We start from the raw sequence: 15,747 nt of genomic DNA on the forward strand, positions 1-15,747 counted from the left end.
AAGCGTTAGTGTGATAAACAAAAGCCGCGCCCATTTCTGAGGCGCGGCTTTTCATTTGTTCTTTAACACCGTCTTCGACGAAGCGAGGCATCAACACTCAATGTGGTAAGAAAATTAGTGTTCAGATTCTTTCTTAATCGCTTTGATCAAAATGGAGGTATCCATTCGACCATCACCTTGTTCAGACAGCGATTTATATGACTCAATTGTTTTTTGAGTCATTGGCAACGTAATACCTTGACGCTCAGCTTCGTCGAGACAGAAACCAAGATCTTTGATCATCCAATCGATAGCAAAACCGAAATCGAATTTATTCTGCGACATGGTTACAGCTCGGTTTTCCATTTGCCAAGATCCTGCCGCACCGTTTTTCAAACACGCGACGAGAGTTTCAATATCAAGGCCAGCTTTTTCAGCCAGAATCAGACCTTCAGAAATACCAGTCAGCGCGCCAGCAATGCAAATCTGGTTAACCATTTTAGCGCGTTGTCCCTGCCCTACTTTGCCCATCAGAATAGAAGAGCGGCCATACGCATTAAATATAGGCTGAAGATAATCGAAGACCTCTTGTTCACCACCGCACATAATCGTCAGAACGCCATTCTCAGCGCCAGCTTGACCACCAGACACTGGTGCGTCTACGAAGCGTACACCAACAGCCTGAGCGGCTTCTGAGAGCTCTTCAGCAAGGATTGCAGATGTTGTCGTATGGTCAACCAGCACAGATCCTGATTTCATAGATGCCAATGCGCCTGTTTCGCTGGTGGTCATACTACGAACGTCGTCATCATTTCCAACACAAAGCAAAACCACATCCGCCTCTTTCACGCACTCAGCTACTGTTGAGCGATAAGCGCCACCATGTTGCTCCGCCCAAGCTTTCGCTTTTGCTTCTGTGCGGTTAAAAACGGTAACGTCAAATCCTGCTTTGACTAAGTGACCAGCCATGGGATAGCCCATAACACCTAAACCAATAAAACTGACTTTCATTTAAATATCCTTAAGAATTGAGCTTTTTAGCCAGTGGAGTGCGGCCATTCCATCGATGGGGATTCGCCTTAATTCTAATGTACTGACTAGGTTGATTCTTATAAACTGACTGACTTACACGATTCAAGTTCAAGAGCAAAAAACCGAGCCTAAGCTCGGTTTTTCATTATTGGATTTCAGCGTTGTGGTAAACCTGCTGAACATCGTCACAGTCGTCTAGTAGATCTAGGAACTTCTGGAACTTCTCTGCGTCTTCACCTGAGATTGGGCTTTGGTTCTGAGGAACAAAAGTGATCTCTTCAACATCAAGAGTTAGGTCTGGGAATGCAGCATTCAATGCCGTTTTCACTTTGAAGAACTCTGTGTTTGGTGCAAATACAGTGATTACGCCGTCTTCAAGCTCGATATCCGTTACGTCAGCATCTTCCATCATCAATGCTTCTAGTACCGCTTCTTCATCATCGCCTTTGAACTGGAATACCGCTTGGTGATCGAACATGTGTGCAACAACACCAGGAGTACCGATTTTAGCGCCAGTCTTAACGAAGCATTGACGTACATCTTGGAAGGTACGGTTGCCGTTATCTGTTAGACAGTCAACAATCACGCTCACACCGCCAGGACCAAAACCTTCGTAACGAGCTGGTTGATAATCTTCACCGCCGCCGCCACTTGCTTTGTCTAACGCTTTATCAATAACGTGAGCAGGTACTTGGTCTCTTTTCGCTTTGCTGATTAGGTGGCGTAGAGACAAGTTCATGTCTGGGTCGATACCACCGTTCTTTGCACAAACGTAAATCTCTTTACCGTATTTTGAGTAAACTTTAATTTTTGCGCCTTGAGTTTTCGCCATAGAGGCTTTGCGCACTTCGAAACTTCTTCCCATCGGGATGTTCTCTCTAGTTCAATTTAATGCGACGGATTCAAGCAGAAAGTGAGGTTTCTGCTTAGGTGGGCATTACATGACGCCCATAACCCTTTTGTATTTGTCCACCGACTGTTGAAACCATTCTTTATCTTGTTCAGATGTCAGAGTGGTTAGATGCTTAGTAATCTCTTCCGGTCCGCCTTTTGCCTGCTTCATTTTCCAAATCAAAAAAGAAGCCTGTTTATCCAGTTCTATTTTGTTTTTCTCATTTGCATCAAGCAGAGCAAGGTTGAAAGACATTAGTAAACCCACAGTCGATAAAAACATGGGGCGAAATATAGCATAGGAATAGCAAAAATTAAGAGTCAAAAATATCGGATTCTATGACTTTAGTTGCTAAGCGTGCAAAAAATCGAGTTATGTGAAAATTTTGTATTGGGCTGAGTACCCACAAAATAGAAAGGGTGGCCACAGCCACCCTTGTAAACCTAGCAAGTGAGTATCTTAATGAAGGAGTCCCAGTTCCTTTGCTTCTTCAATAGACAAGCCACTTTCACGGATCTCTCTTAATGCTTCAATGCGACGACGAGCTTCCGCTGATTTTTGTTTGCTTACTGGAATCTGAGTATCAACTTCTTCTTTGAAGTCCCACTTTTCTGTGATGCCAGTGATTTCATCATGGTTAATAGAATTAATGGACATTGTAACCTCCGAACAAACCATGCAAGGACATGTAATCTGTAGCAAAGGACCAAATCAGTGTTAAGTACATTTGAGCAAGAATGTGATTCAGACGATAATTCAGAAATCTAATTTATAAATATCTCAATTATATTTTGTAGAAGCTGAAATCTGGCAGTACATTTAGAGAATTCACTGCGAAAAATTCAACCTGATCCAGCTCAAATTTTCTCTCTCCTAAGCCCCGTCACTTCTCGACATACGCCATTTATCCCCTATCAAAAAATGTTCAATTGTTGCTTATCATTTATTCTAGCTTTTGAAGCCGTTTCTAATTTGGAATATCAGTCTATATTTTTACTTAAGCTCAACAGCTCGGAAAAATGATCAAGGGATAGAAGAGAATTACGAAAGCATGATCATGGAAGATTTGTCGATCAGCCCAAATTTTAGGCAAAAAAAAATCGAGTCCTTGGGGAGAACTCGATAAAAAGTATTCAGAATGAATGTAACAATATGAGCCAATCTTTAAATTCATCAGATAGGGCAAAAGGTTGTCTATTCGGGTTAACTTTAGCCAACAAGCGCAGGCATAATGTCAGACATATGTCAGCGTTATGTTCAAAGTCTGTTCATTTGTTGAGTTAAATCCCAATAGCCACTTCATCAAGTGCTCTGAACACAGATTCATCCAGATGTCCGTCAAAAACTTGCTTACAAACTTTTCGTCTTACCGCTAAACCAGAGATCAAACGCTCGATCGAAAGATGCTTGTTCTCATTCTGGGTGTTATACAGCTCAATCATCTTACTCAAAGTCTCATAAGGGATGACTTGATCATCTACTCGTAGCCAATCTAGCTTGTCAATCAACTCTAAGCACTCTTCTCTGATTGATGAAGGTGCATGTCCAGTCATTGCCGCTAACGCGCTTATACTGCGTTCTAGAGCTTCTGATGAGGTGTACTTAGATAACGTAATGGTGATCTCATCAGCATTGATTTCAACCAAGTGCTTACGTTGTTTTACTCGACGCCCCAATTTGCCCCTTGGAGAAGGCGATTTACGTTGGATAGGCTCAAATTCACCATCAATGATCTCTGAGAGCTCAGCCAATTTCTGCTTCGATACCATTTCATGGCGAAGCGGGTTGGGTAATGTTGGCGCCATATTACGTTTACCGGCATTCGTCATTTTCGCTCGTGAATATCGTAAAACTTCTTCAACATCGCATTTGATGTCTACTTGGTAATCGACAACCTTACCTTTATCAATTGAAGTAGTGATCGTCAGATGGTAACCCCACAGGTTAACGACAAACAGATCTTCATTGCCTTTGCCATCAGAGAGACGTTTCAGCTCTCTGATCAAATCCATCGAGAATCTACGCCATTCGATATTACGCGCAAGCTTCTGATTAAGTTCACTTAACATCATTACATCGGTATGTCTGCGAGACATACGGCTTCTGAAGTACGAGTACATCTGGAAGACCAGTGTATGTTGCTTCAGAATTTCAGGTGGAAACAGGAAGAAGTAATCACGAGTCATTAATTCTTCGAAAAATGAAGGTTCCCAAACCAGAATATACAGATTTGGTTTGATCCTGATTTCACCATCACTTCCCTCTGTTGGCGCTTCTTCTGAAGCGGTGATCGTTCTCGCTAAGAAACGGAACCGATCACTCTTAAAGCCTTCAGGCATATTCTCGCTCAGCCATCGTCCTGTTAACTCATGCAGTTGAAAGTCGGTGAATTCAATACGATCAATACTGTCACGAATAGAGTCTCGAGCAGGTCCACTGTCCTTCTTCCCTCTTAGTGAAAGAATATCTGTGATGTAGAGCGGTGTTTTGTTCGGTACGTGACTAGCATTGAGTTGATAATCTTCATGGTGATGATCATGGTATTGCACCGTGAGTGTAAACAAAGCGAACAACGTCATAAGATCATCGACTGTCATGATGTTCTTTGATGAACGAGTTTCAATTACCGCTCGGGTGCCAGAAATAGAAACCATTGATTTTTGGTAGCTTTTTCGTGTTCTCGGTGGTGCCAACGCTTGATCAATGATTCCGGCCCAGTTTGTTGGTGAAACAACGAACTGCTCAGTTTCATCTTTCATCGCTGGTGGCGTATTGAGACCGTGTTCATTCAGCAGTCGTTTATTGACCTGTGTTTGAGCCAGCGCTTTAGAACGTTTTTGCTTTTCTGATTGTTTAACAGATTCAGTCACTAAACTTGTGGAACCCAATACAGAAATAAGCTGGTTTGGATTGATAAAACGGTGAAGCATCGTCTTACCGGCTAGGCCTTCCTCAAATCGCACAGGGATTTGTTGAAACAGACCAATACTTACAGCAGCACGCAGTCTTTGCTGGATAGCTGCTCGTGTCAGCTGACCATCTGTTGCATCTATCAATTCTGTTGTTGAAACCAATCCATCTTTACTGCTAAAGCCACGAAGTGAGATAAGATTAAGCAGTTCGATAATACTTTTCGTTACACCTTTAAAATGTTGATACTGCTCTATCCAATCGATCGCAGATTCAGAAACGGCAAAAAGATGTCCATCTTTGTGGCTTCTTGGTGCTTTGATCAGTATTTTTTCTTCTGATGCCATTATTAGATCTATCCCACACTAACCGTAATATTGCTATAGTTCCAAAAGAATAAAGAAAAAAAGATCATAAATAAAGAAAAAGTTGTTGTTCTTAAATAACTGATCTTTTTGATTATAATGATTAATAGTGATTAGAGTGATCATATGATCTGAGAGGCAATTTGCTTGTAACTGACTGTATTTTAAATAGATATAATTTTCACCTTCAGAAGCATGATCATAGAGTTCCCGAAACCATGATCATTAACTCTTTGAAAGCATGATCAATATTATTTAGAACGATGATCATGATGATTTCGAATGAATGATCAAAGCAAACCTCAAAGCATGATCATGGTGGGTACACAAGTTATCCACAATTCCAATTCATATTTTTTTGTTCAATCATTTTACTGCATGGTTTTAGTCGAAATTACTTCGGACGCATGATCAAGGATTTCAAATAGAAGTTACTTATTGAACAAATTTTAATCGTATAAAATAGAAATGCATATTCAAAGGACATTCGGTGTACAAGCTGTATTCACAAGGACTTATCGAAAGCATGATCATGGAATATTTCATATTCGACCTTTGTCGTTCTAATTTGCAATGAATAGTATACCTGGACCATCGAAATTGACTAAATCCCCTACTACAACTGACATGTACCGTAGTTTGGTCGATTTTTTTCATGCTTCCGAACGATGTATATCTCTTGATCATTGATCCGAAAATGGATCTTCAGATCAAATATGTTCGTTGAAGAAAATCACCAACCAGAATCCTTGATCATCGTTCCTATTGTGTCTGTTATCTTCGGAACTATGATCATCATTGATGCCTTGATCATGCTTCCTAATTTATTTTTGATAAATATATTATTAAGTAAGGTGCCCAATTCGCAGCTTATTTTCTTGGTCAAATCACTTCGATAGATAATCTTCCAGTTGAATTTACACCTACCGTAATTTATTCGGTGTCTTTAATCGTTCCGAGAGAATCTAAATAAGTTTTAAAGTTAATCTCCGGTTTACATTGTAAATAAGTGACACTGTAATATTTTAAATCTTAAATGGTTTACCTAACTTTGTTCGAGTAAATAAATGTTGTAATCAGACTTATTTTTGACCATTTCATAGCTCATTCATTTAAATGATACTATTTTGTCAATTTAATGTGATTTTCATCTAAAAGTGATTGTTCACCTTTTTATTGTAAATTAAGCTCAATGCTGTACAATCTTTTGCAAGAAACTAATAACGGAAATTGGCTATGAAAAGAGAACAAACAATCGATAATCTCTACAAGCTCGCCGAACAAACACAACAGGTGCAGTCTGACCGTATTGAGATTGTTTTAGAAGAACGTCGTGATGAGCATTTTCCACCGATGTCAAAAGCTTTGATGGAGACTCGCTCAGGTTTAACTCGACGTAAGCTGGATGAAGCGATTGCGAAAATGGAGGAAGCTGGCCACCAGTTCACCAAGAACAATGCTAACCACTACTCCATTTCTTTGTCTGAAGCTCATATGTTAATGGATGCGGCGGGTGTGCCGAAATTCCATGAACGTAAGAAGAACTCAGAAAACAAACCTTGGATTATCAACGTACAAAACCAAAAAGGTGGTACGGGTAAATCAATGACAGCAGTTCATTTAGCTGCTTGTTTGGCTTTGAATTTGGATAAACGTTACCGTATCTGTCTGATTGACTTGGATCCACAAGGCTCACTGCGTTTGTTCTTGAATCCACAGATTAGCGTGACTGAGCACAGCAATATCTACTCTGCAGTGGATGTCATGCTGGACAACGTTCCAGAAGAAGTCGAAGTGGATAAAGAGTTCTTGCATAAGAACGTATTGCTTCCAACCCAATATCCGAACTTGAAGACTATTTCGGCATTTCCAGAAGATGCGATGTTCAACGCGGAAGCTTGGCAATATCTATCTCAAAATCAATCGCTTGATATCGTTCGTCTACTGAAAGATAAACTGATTGATAAAATTGGCGATGATTTCGATGTCATCATGATTGATACCGGTCCACACGTTGACCCCCTTGTATGGAACGCTATGTATGCCTCAAACGCCCTGCTTATTCCATGTGCAGCTAAACGTTTAGACTGGGCTTCAACGGTTAACTTCTTCCAACACTTGCCAACAGTCTATGAGATGTTCCCTGATGACTGGAAGGGCTTGGAATTCGTTCGTTTAATGCCGACCATGTTTGAAGATGACAACAAGAAGCAGGTTTCGGTGTTAACGGAAATGAACTATCTGTTGGGTGACCAAGTAATGATGGCGACAATTCCACGTAGCCGTGCGTTTGAAACGTGTGCAGATACCTATAGCACTGTATTTGATTTGACTGTGAGCGATTTTGAAGGCGGTAAGAAAACCTTAGCAACCGCGCAAGATTCTGTTCAGAAAAGCGCGTTAGAGCTTGAGCGTGTTCTTCACAGTCACTGGACTTCATTAAATCAGGGGTAAGTAAGTTATGGCAATTAAGACATCTGATCTGAATGCAAAATTGTTTGGTAAAGTTGATAAGCGCCGTGCAACTACGCCCAAGGAAGCTCAGTCAGCAGCAAAAGATCAGGCGCAAGTTATTGAGTTAGCCGTTGCTGGTGAACAAATGGTAACGTTTGAACTGACGCGGATTCCGGCTGTAGAGGTCGAAGCTAAAACCCAAGTATTCGCAGCAAATGCTCGTGAGCAAAGCTTTTTAAATGAGCACGCACTGTCTGACATTCTAAGCACGTTACGCGAGCGTGGGCAGCAATATCCTGCTGTTGGTCGCCGAATGGCTGATGGAACCATTGAAGTTCTTGATGGTAGCCGTCGTCGTATGTCGTGTATTTTGGCTGAAAAAGAGTTCCTTGTTTACGTTGCGGATGACATTAATGCGGAACATGCGAAGTTTTTGTCTGATGTAGCGAATGCTCATAAGCCGCTTTCTCTGTATGAGAAGGGTAAAGAGATGCAAGCTAAGCTGGATAGTGGTGAAGCTGAAGACCAAAAAGCACTGGCAAAGATGTTCCAATGTAGTGAAGCTCTTGTGAGCGGCGCTCTTAAAGCAGCGGCGTTACCTCTAGAGTTATTGCAAGCTTACCCTAATGTGGTTGAACTGGGACGCCCCACTATTGTTAAACTGCATAAGCAATTTAATGAGCTAAACGACAAGCAACGTTCTGCATTGTTAAACAAGTGCCACGAAGAAGAAGGTTTTGTTTGGCAGCGTTGTCAGTCACAAGGTGTTGCTCGAATCACAAAAGAAGTGACCGAAACTTTAGAAGAGTGGATTCACGATTTGGTTCCACCTAAACGTGCTGTCAGCAACAATGTCGATTTGATAAAGGGGCGAGTGAGTTATGCTCGTAAAGGCAATAACTTGACCTTGAACCTGAAGAAAATTGATGATGCTTTGATGACGGATATTCTCGAGTTTTTAGAAAGTAAAATCGACTAATAAAAATCCCGCGAATTTCGCGGGATTTTTTTATGTATGTTAAAAACAGGATTAGTTTCTTAGACGCTGCCAGTATTTCTCGTAAATCGCTAGTGCTTCTGGACCTACGTCGTTAATGAATTCACCGTTCGCGATATCTTCGTCCGTTGGGAAGATAGTGGTGTTATTTCTTAGCTCATCCGGTAGCAGTGCACGGCCAGTCGTTGTTGCCGAAGCGTAGCCTAAGCTGTTAACGATTTCAGCTTGGTTATCTGCTTGATACATGAAGTTAATAAACTTGTGCGCCAACGCTTTGTGTTCACTTCCTGACGGGATAGTGAAGTTATCCATCCACAATACAGAGCCCTCTTTAGGGAACACAAATTTAAGTTCTGGCATATCCGCTTGGCCTTGATATGCGTTACCGTTCCATTGCATACCTACAGAGGCTTCACCAGACACGTAAGGAACGTGGGGTGCATCTGAGTTGTACAGTAGAACGTTATCTTTAAGTTCAACAAGAGACTGATACGCTTTTTCGATCTCTTTTTCGTTCTTGGTATTGATACTGTAACCGTTCAGTTTTAGCGCCATACCAAACACGTCGCGAATATCGTCAATCAGCATCACTTGTTGAGCGTACTTTTTATCCCACAAGTCAGTCCAACGAGTCACTCCTTCAGGAATCACCGCTGAGTTGTAGCTCATACCTGTTACACCGAAAATATATGGTAGAGAGTATTTGTTCTCTGGATCATGAGCTTGACCCAGTAGCGCTGGCAGAGCATCTTTCATATTTGGAATTTGGTTATGATCTAGTTCTGCAAGCAAGCCTTCACGGCCCATCTTCTCAATAAAATAAGCCGATGCGAAAACAACGTCATACCCTGTACCTTTAAGAAGCTTGAGTTTGGTATACATTGACTCATTGTTCTCAAATGTTGAGTAGTTAACTGTTACGCCTTCTTGCTCTTCAAATTTTTTGAGCGAAGCTTCAGGCAGATAGCCGCCCCACGCATAAACGTTTAGCGTCTGCATCTCTGCACTTACTTGAGCAGATCCAATTGTTGCAGCTAATACCAATCCTTTGATGAAAGTCTTCATTAATAATCTAGTCCTGACAGCCAGTACCATACTGGGGTTCAAAGGAATAATTAGGCAAATTGTTAGCTCAATAAAGCAAATATAATTTATCGTCAGGGAAAATTTTTTTGACCTTAAATAGTTAGAGCCAACAAGGCGTTATATACATGCCTGAACAGAGCTTATTGTCTATTATTGGGCTGTGTTACCATACGATTACTTTCACTGATTGCGTAAAGTTATGTCTTCTGAAACCACTCAATTTGTACCTTATTTATTGTCATTACGTCAGCTTGCTCTCAAGCACCAATATCGCTTTGGTGTGCTTTTGCAAGGAGCGCAAGAATGGAATCAGTCGTTGATTCAACATTGGCTGAAAGATTCAAATAACAATACCGCTTTCCAAGTTGGTGGTGATGCTTTTGAAGGTGTGCGGTATGTTCCGTTTAATAAAGGCCAACAATTGTTGGGGCAAGAGTGCGATCTTCTTATTTGTGATTTATCCAAAGGATGGGATGCAAACAGTTTTAGCGCTGCATTAGGTACGCTTATCGGTGGCGGAATCTTGCTTGTGTTAGGTGCAAACTCTTTTTCTGCAAACTATGCTGACGTATGGCTAAAAAAAGCTTTAGACAATTTGATTGTTATGTCTCCGGACATTCAACCTTCCCTACCCTCAGTTTCTGCTGAAGAGCATAGTATTGATTATTCTCAGCAGCAGCTAGCGGTAGACAACATCGTCAAAGTGGTTACAGGGCATAGAAAACGCCCACTGATTTTGACTGCAGACCGAGGCCGAGGTAAAAGCAGTGCGTTAGGTATGGCAGCTGCAAAGCTGATGTCAGAACGCAATATTTCTATAGTGGTTACCGCTCCAACTCTTGCCTCTGTAAGCCCTGTTTTTCATTTTGCACAGAAATTGTTGGTGGGCTCATCTGGTCAGAAAGGATTGGTTGAATACGAGCGTTCTAGTCTACGTTTTATTGCACCAGACGAGTTATTAAGAAATGGAGCTGATTGTGATTTGCTCTTGGTTGATGAAGCCGCTGCTTTACCTTTACCAATGTTGGAAGAGATGGTGAACCGTTATCATCGTGCTGCATTTTCATCAACTATTCATGGATACGAAGGTTGTGGGCGAGGCTTCTCTTTAAAGTTTCAGTCGTGGCTAAAGGATGTTCGCCCAGAAATGAAGCTACAAAACATGACTCAACCAATCCGTTGGAGCCAAGGCGATCCGCTGGAAGCATGGCATCGAACGAGCTTTTTACTCGATTTTGAATTCCAACCTATCAGTGATGCGGTTAACATTGAAAATCTTCAATTTAGTCATGTCACACAGAAGAGCCTTTTAGATAATCCTTCATTACTCCATAGTATTTTTAGCTTGCTAGTTAATGCTCATTATCAGACGTCACCGAATGATTTATTTCATTTATTGGGTGATGAAAAAATGTCTGTGTACACTGCAACGGAAAAGAATGTTTTGATGGGATGCATTCTATCTGTGGAAGAGGGGGCATTGGACAAAGCTTTGATTGAAGATATCCAACTTGGGAAAAGAAGACCTAAAGGACACTTGTCTCCGGTCACTATTGCTAACCAACTTGGTATAGCTGAAGCGGCGGTTCAAAGCAGTCAACGAATTATGCGTATTGCGGTTCACCCTGATGTGCAGAATCAAAATATTGGTTCTGAGTTGGTAAAACACTTTGCTTTGCAAAGTGTCAGTGATTACCTTTCGACGAGTTTCGGTGCCTCCTCTGCACTTGTGAATTTCTGGCGAAAATGCGGTTTTCAAACCATCAAAGTTGGGTCACAGCGAGATCAAGCAAGTGGTTGTTACTCTGTTCTTATGGTGAAAGGAAAAAACATCCATTGGCTAGATCTGGCTAAGCAGAGGCACGCACAGCATTTCGATTTTGAGTTATCTGATTCGCTCCAGTCGATGGAGCCTGATTTAGTTAAAAAGTTACTAAGCGAAAACCTATATCCCTATACTCTACCGCCAATCGCTCTTGTTCACGATTATGCGCTTGGTGGCTCAAATTATGAAAGTGTCGCGGTTTGGTTACGGTCATTCGCTTTGTCGATAGGAGAGGTACAAGTAAATGCTCTTTCGGATCTGCTTATATCGAAAGTTGTTCAGCGATTATCTTGGATGGAATGTGCTGAGCGTCATCAATTAACAGGAAGAAAGCAAGTTGAAGCGAATATCAGAAAAGAGTTACTTATTCTAATCGAAGATTTACAGTGTAAACTGGGACGGTAGTCTTAAGTGTTGAGTGTTTTACACTGTAAATTTACGTTATCCAACTGATTGTTAAGGATTTAAATTAAAAGAAGGATTTAATCCATCAATCAGCATTGCCTGTTCTACAGGCATTGGTTTTGCAATCAAATAACCTTGATATGAACCAACATTGAGTTGCGAAAACGCTTCAACCATCTCTCGATTTTCAATACCTTCGATGGTCATTTCCATCTGCTTGTTTTCACATAAAGTTGATAAAAATTGAAGGTACCCAAAAGCTTCGTTTTCAATGATAGATTGATTGGCAAGTTCTCGATCGACTTTTAACATTTTGAACGGTAGCTTGAAGATAGAAGTAATTGAGCTGTATCCAGAACCAAAATCGTCCATAGCCAAAGGAAACCCCATGGAATTTAACTCATAGAGTCCTTCCAAAACTTGCTGGTTGTTGTCGATAAGAACTGATTCCGTGAGCTCCAAAACTAAGTTTTCAGGCTTGGCTCTTTTATCATGAGTTAACTTCAACAGTTTTTCTGGAAATGTCTCTTTCAGCAATTGGAGTGCTGAAATGTTAACGTGCACTTTTAAACTACAGTTCCAAGCCTGATTGTATTGCACGATAAATTCGGCTGACTTAGAAAATATCTTTTTACCGACTAATGAAATAAGGCCGAGAGCCTCTGCAACGGGAATGAATTCATCTGGACGTATAAAGCCAAATTGTTCTGTTTCCCAACGAGCTAACGCTTCAAAGGATTTCAGTTTACCACTTCTTGCATCAACGATAGGCTGTAGGTGTATTGTTATTTCATCATTTTCAATCGCTTGCTTTATATGGTTTTCCACATAAAAGTATTTGTCTACTTCTGGCTTTATTTGGTCGTTATAAATCACCCAGTTTTGCTTGGATTTTTCAATTGCATATTCACACGTCTGATAAGTAGAATTAATGATTTCTTCTGATGAAAGCTCGCATTCTCGGCAAACGTAAATACCTAGATAGGCATCACCAAAGTAGGAAACGTTGCTGCGCGCGATTGTTTTGAACTGGTGGATAAATTCGTTGGCTAATATCCCAAGTGCTTTGTCGGATAGGTCTTCCGCGATAAGTACGGAAAATGTATCCAAACTGCTTCTGTAACACTGGCTTTCATAACGACTAAATATGTGGAAACATTCTAACAAACTCGATATGAAATCGGTCAGGATAAATTCGCTGTACTGGCTGACATAAGATTTAATGCCCGACACATGAATTGTTACCATGGTAATGCTGGAGGTACGCTTCGATAAATCTAACATGAGCTTATCTTTGTTTGGAAGGCCTGTTAGTTTATCAAAATAAGCCAATTGCCAGATCGACTCTTCCAGATTCTTTTGTTCGGTGACATCTTTATGGTTACCCACCATATATTCGCCAAAATCATCCACTTGGTTGATTCCAGTACCTTCGATCCAGATGTAATCGCCATCTTTCTTTTTTACGCGGTATTGGGTAATTACGCAGTTGTCATCACCTACAGCTTTAACATGGGTAGTCACATTATTGCTGAAGGGTTTTCTATCATCTGGGTGTATTAACTGAATCCAGTTATCGAGAGTGGTTTGGCAGTCAATGTTGAATTGTTCATAAAAACGTTGATTGTAGAAGGAGACTTGCCCGTCAGGCATCATCATCCATAAACCTTCTACGGCTGAATTAAACATGTTGTTAAAACGTTTTTGGATCAATTCATCCATATCAAGGAATATCCTTTCTCTCGCTGAATGCTTACGTTTACAGTACGGTAAACGTACATGATACATGTGTTACATGATTTATATCAATTACATTAATATCATTAATGTGGTCGGGTTAGCTGATATTGTGCGATGAATCCGGTTGTTGCTAGTTTCAGCACTTATAGATAAGGTGGCTCAAGTATTGCTTGTGTAAATGAGTACAGCCTCTGCAATTTACACTGTAAAGGCGTGTATGGGAGGCGTATGACTTTTTGGGTGATATACGCCTTAGTTTGAATATATGGATGTTTGGTATACGTCTCAGTTTCGATACACTGGAAATCAACGTTATGTGTACCGTAAAGGTTTAGTTGTATGTGGAAGGATGTCATTACACTCACGAACGATAAAACTCGTGTAGTCGCTAAATTAACGGATGGTAAATTCGACAAGAATGAGGCCACTCAAGAAAGTTTAGCGAGTGCGCTACAACATCTTGATGCTTCTAAATTCTATCTAATGGAAGAGGAAGTAACACGTTTCGTCAATTGTGCCAGCGAAGGCAAAGGTGAAGCGTACGAAGGTATTGTTATCGCGGAAATGCGTAACGCAAGCGTATTAGTGGTACTTAGCGAACATGACATGATTGCAAGCATGGTTGTTACAGGTGCATACGGTGGCCGTGGACTTCAAAGTGGTGAAATCATCCAAGCCTTGGCGGACGCGAATGTAATAAAAGGCATCAACAAAGCCGCATTGAAGAAAGTCTTCGTTGTCAGTAATAAGTTGGCAGGCGGTGAGACGTTTACTCAACCTGTCGCGCAAGGAAAAGAGGCGATAAACGGTAAAGACGCTAAGTTTTTACCGTTGGTCGAAGATGTCAATAAACGTGTGTTAGCGCCTCAAACCGTAAAAGGTCAAGACAAAATAGATATGCGTGATTTGGGTGAAACCATTACAGTTAGTGAAAACGATCCTGTAATGCGCCGTCAACCTGCGACTAAAGGTGAACCAGGATTCACCGTTCAAGGCAAAATTCTACTTCCTAAGCCGGGTGTTGATGCTGCTCTGGTGGCAGGTAACGGTACTCATATTAGTCCTACTAATCCTAATCTACTACTGGCATCAATTAACGGCATGCCTGTATTTAGAAACAAAACCATCGACGTCGAAAACGCGATTTGTCTGAACAACGTGAGTGTCGCAACTGGGCATGTGAAGTTTAAGGGTAATGTGGTTATCACTGGAGATATCGAACCCGGTATGATTGTACGTGCAACGGGCTCAGTGACGGTCGGTGGTTTCATTGAATCAGCCGATGTTCAGGCGCAGGGTAATATTGAAGTTGGTAAAGGAATCATTGGTCATACAGCGACCGAGGGTGAAGAAAAGAGTTGTACTGTTAAATCTGGAAGTACTATAAAGGCGAACTATTCACAATACGCAGAACTGCAGGCCGGAGAAGATATTCATCTTGCCGTTCACAGTATGGGGAATGTTATTCGCTGCGCTAAAGACCTAATCGTTCTTGATGAGAAAGAGACTCAGGGTACATTAAGTGGAGGTACAGCCAAAGTTGGCGGGAAAGTTGTGTGCCTTAATTTAGGCGTAGAAGGGGATACCGTTACTCACCTCGAAGCTTTTGCCAATTTTAACCGTTTTAAAGAACGTATTGCCAGCCACAAAGACCAATACAAACAAGCTCAAGAAGGTACGATGGATGCAATTCGTAGAGAGCTGGAGTTCAAGAAGCGTCCTAAAGCAGAGCGTACGGAAGAAGAAGAGCTCGAAATTAACGAGATAAAAGAGAAAGCTAATGAACGCTTAGAGAAGGTTAAGAACTCACTTGATTTGCTGAATGAAGAGTTCGAGCTAGCTATGGCAGCGAATACAGTTGAAGCCAAAAGCAAAGTGTTTACTCATGTTACGGTTCAGTTTGGTGAAGAGAAAGTAGTAACTAAACGAGTTCGTGGCCCATCGATATTTTCATTCAATCAATATGAAATTCAAGTGTCTTCGAAACTGGAAGGTGAAGACGTTGGCGTTTAAATCTTGATCTAAAAATGAAATAAGGCTGAAAACGACAAAGGGGAGCATT

General features: G+C 41.1%; 11 protein-coding genes. 4 read left to right on the forward strand and 7 right to left on the reverse strand.

Annotated elements, in window-relative coordinates; all coding sequences use genetic code 11:
* Positions 1–114: 114 nt before the first annotated feature.
* The 5 genes from ACRQQK_RS13100 to ACRQQK_RS13120 all read right to left on the reverse strand — a co-directional run bounded on the left by ACRQQK_RS13100 (position 115) and on the right by ACRQQK_RS13120 (position 5,160).
* Positions 115–990 carry an NAD(P)-dependent oxidoreductase gene (locus tag ACRQQK_RS13100; protein WP_457512054.1) on the reverse strand — a complete coding sequence of 292 codons (876 nt, stop codon included), beginning with the start codon at positions 988–990 and terminating at the stop codon, positions 115–117.
* A gap of 166 nt (positions 991–1,156) precedes the next feature.
* Positions 1,157–1,876, reverse strand: coding sequence for a YebC/PmpR family DNA-binding transcriptional regulator (locus ACRQQK_RS13105; RefSeq protein ID WP_457512056.1), 720 nt, complete (start codon positions 1,874–1,876; stop codon positions 1,157–1,159).
* A 72-nt stretch (positions 1,877–1,948) separates the two neighbouring features.
* The gene (locus tag ACRQQK_RS13110) at positions 1,949–2,158 is read right to left on the reverse strand and encodes a DUF3283 family protein (protein WP_042479545.1); all 210 of its coding nucleotides are present in this window, start codon (positions 2,156–2,158) and stop codon (positions 1,949–1,951) included.
* Between the two features lie 204 nt (positions 2,159–2,362).
* Positions 2,363–2,560, reverse strand: coding sequence for a PA3496 family putative envelope integrity protein (locus ACRQQK_RS13115; RefSeq protein ID WP_042479543.1), 198 nt, complete (start codon positions 2,558–2,560; stop codon positions 2,363–2,365).
* 623 nt (positions 2,561–3,183) lie between these two features.
* On the reverse strand, positions 3,184–5,160 hold the full coding sequence (locus tag ACRQQK_RS13120) for a replication initiator protein RctB domain-containing protein (protein WP_457512059.1): 1,977 nt from the start codon (positions 5,158–5,160) through the stop codon (positions 3,184–3,186).
* 1,254 nt (positions 5,161–6,414) lie between these two features.
* On the opposite strand from ACRQQK_RS13120, the gene ACRQQK_RS13125 reads away from it, so the two are divergent.
* Both ACRQQK_RS13125 and ACRQQK_RS13130 read left to right on the forward strand, forming a co-directional pair.
* Positions 6,415–7,632 carry an AAA family ATPase gene (locus ACRQQK_RS13125; protein WP_042479538.1) on the forward strand — a complete coding sequence of 406 codons (1,218 nt, stop codon included), beginning with the start codon at positions 6,415–6,417 and terminating at the stop codon, positions 7,630–7,632.
* Between the two features lie 7 nt (positions 7,633–7,639).
* Positions 7,640–8,611, forward strand: a complete 972-nt coding sequence (locus ACRQQK_RS13130) for a ParB/RepB/Spo0J family partition protein (protein WP_457512061.1) — start codon at positions 7,640–7,642, stop codon at positions 8,609–8,611.
* A gap of 51 nt (positions 8,612–8,662) precedes the next feature.
* Here ACRQQK_RS13130 and ACRQQK_RS13135 read toward each other — a convergent pair whose 3' ends face one another.
* Positions 8,663–9,694 (reverse strand): ABC transporter substrate-binding protein, encoded by a 1,032-nt coding sequence (locus tag ACRQQK_RS13135; RefSeq protein WP_457512063.1) that lies wholly within the window; start codon positions 9,692–9,694, stop codon positions 8,663–8,665.
* A 220-nt stretch (positions 9,695–9,914) separates the two neighbouring features.
* Here ACRQQK_RS13135 and ACRQQK_RS13140 point away from each other — a divergent pair, with 220 nt between their 5' ends.
* A complete protein-coding gene (locus ACRQQK_RS13140; RefSeq protein WP_457512065.1) occupies positions 9,915–11,945 on the forward strand; it encodes a tRNA(Met) cytidine acetyltransferase TmcA in 2,031 nt (676 codons plus the stop codon).
* 51 nt (positions 11,946–11,996) lie between these two features.
* On the opposite strand, the gene ACRQQK_RS13145 is transcribed toward ACRQQK_RS13140, so the two are convergent.
* A complete protein-coding gene (locus ACRQQK_RS13145; RefSeq protein WP_457512067.1) occupies positions 11,997–13,667 on the reverse strand; it encodes a sensor domain-containing phosphodiesterase in 1,671 nt (556 codons plus the stop codon).
* A 357-nt stretch (positions 13,668–14,024) separates the two neighbouring features.
* Here ACRQQK_RS13145 and ACRQQK_RS13150 point away from each other — a divergent pair, with 357 nt between their 5' ends.
* Complete coding sequence (locus ACRQQK_RS13150) at positions 14,025–15,698, forward strand: DUF342 domain-containing protein (RefSeq protein ID WP_457512069.1); 1,674 nt, start codon at positions 14,025–14,027, stop codon at positions 15,696–15,698.
* Positions 15,699–15,747 lie beyond the last annotated feature (49 nt).

The sequence above is a fragment of the Vibrio sp. C8 genome, assembly GCF_054051265.1.

Excerpts from the sequence above, each read along its gene's own strand:
- ACRQQK_RS13130 (WP_457512061.1), top strand. The coding sequence starts at position 7,640 with ATGGCAATTAAGACATCTGATCTGAATGCAAAATTGTTTGGTAAAGTT.
- ACRQQK_RS13100 (WP_457512054.1), bottom strand. The coding sequence starts at position 990 with ATGAAAGTCAGTTTTATTGGTTTAGGTGTTATGGGCTATCCCATGGCT.
- ACRQQK_RS13140 (WP_457512065.1), top strand. The coding sequence starts at position 9,915 with ATGTCTTCTGAAACCACTCAATTTGTACCTTATTTATTGTCATTACGT.
- ACRQQK_RS13125 (WP_042479538.1), top strand. The coding sequence starts at position 6,415 with ATGAAAAGAGAACAAACAATCGATAATCTCTACAAGCTCGCCGAACAA.
- ACRQQK_RS13135 (WP_457512063.1), bottom strand. The coding sequence starts at position 9,694 with ATGAAGACTTTCATCAAAGGATTGGTATTAGCTGCAACAATTGGATCT.
- ACRQQK_RS13110 (WP_042479545.1), bottom strand. The coding sequence starts at position 2,158 with ATGTCTTTCAACCTTGCTCTGCTTGATGCAAATGAGAAAAACAAAATA.
- ACRQQK_RS13145 (WP_457512067.1), bottom strand. The coding sequence starts at position 13,667 with ATGGATGAATTGATCCAAAAACGTTTTAACAACATGTTTAATTCAGCC.
- ACRQQK_RS13150 (WP_457512069.1), top strand. The coding sequence starts at position 14,025 with ATGTGGAAGGATGTCATTACACTCACGAACGATAAAACTCGTGTAGTC.
- ACRQQK_RS13120 (WP_457512059.1), bottom strand. The coding sequence starts at position 5,160 with ATGGCATCAGAAGAAAAAATACTGATCAAAGCACCAAGAAGCCACAAA.
- ACRQQK_RS13105 (WP_457512056.1), bottom strand. The coding sequence starts at position 1,876 with ATGGGAAGAAGTTTCGAAGTGCGCAAAGCCTCTATGGCGAAAACTCAA.
- ACRQQK_RS13115 (WP_042479543.1), bottom strand. The coding sequence starts at position 2,560 with ATGTCCATTAATTCTATTAACCATGATGAAATCACTGGCATCACAGAA.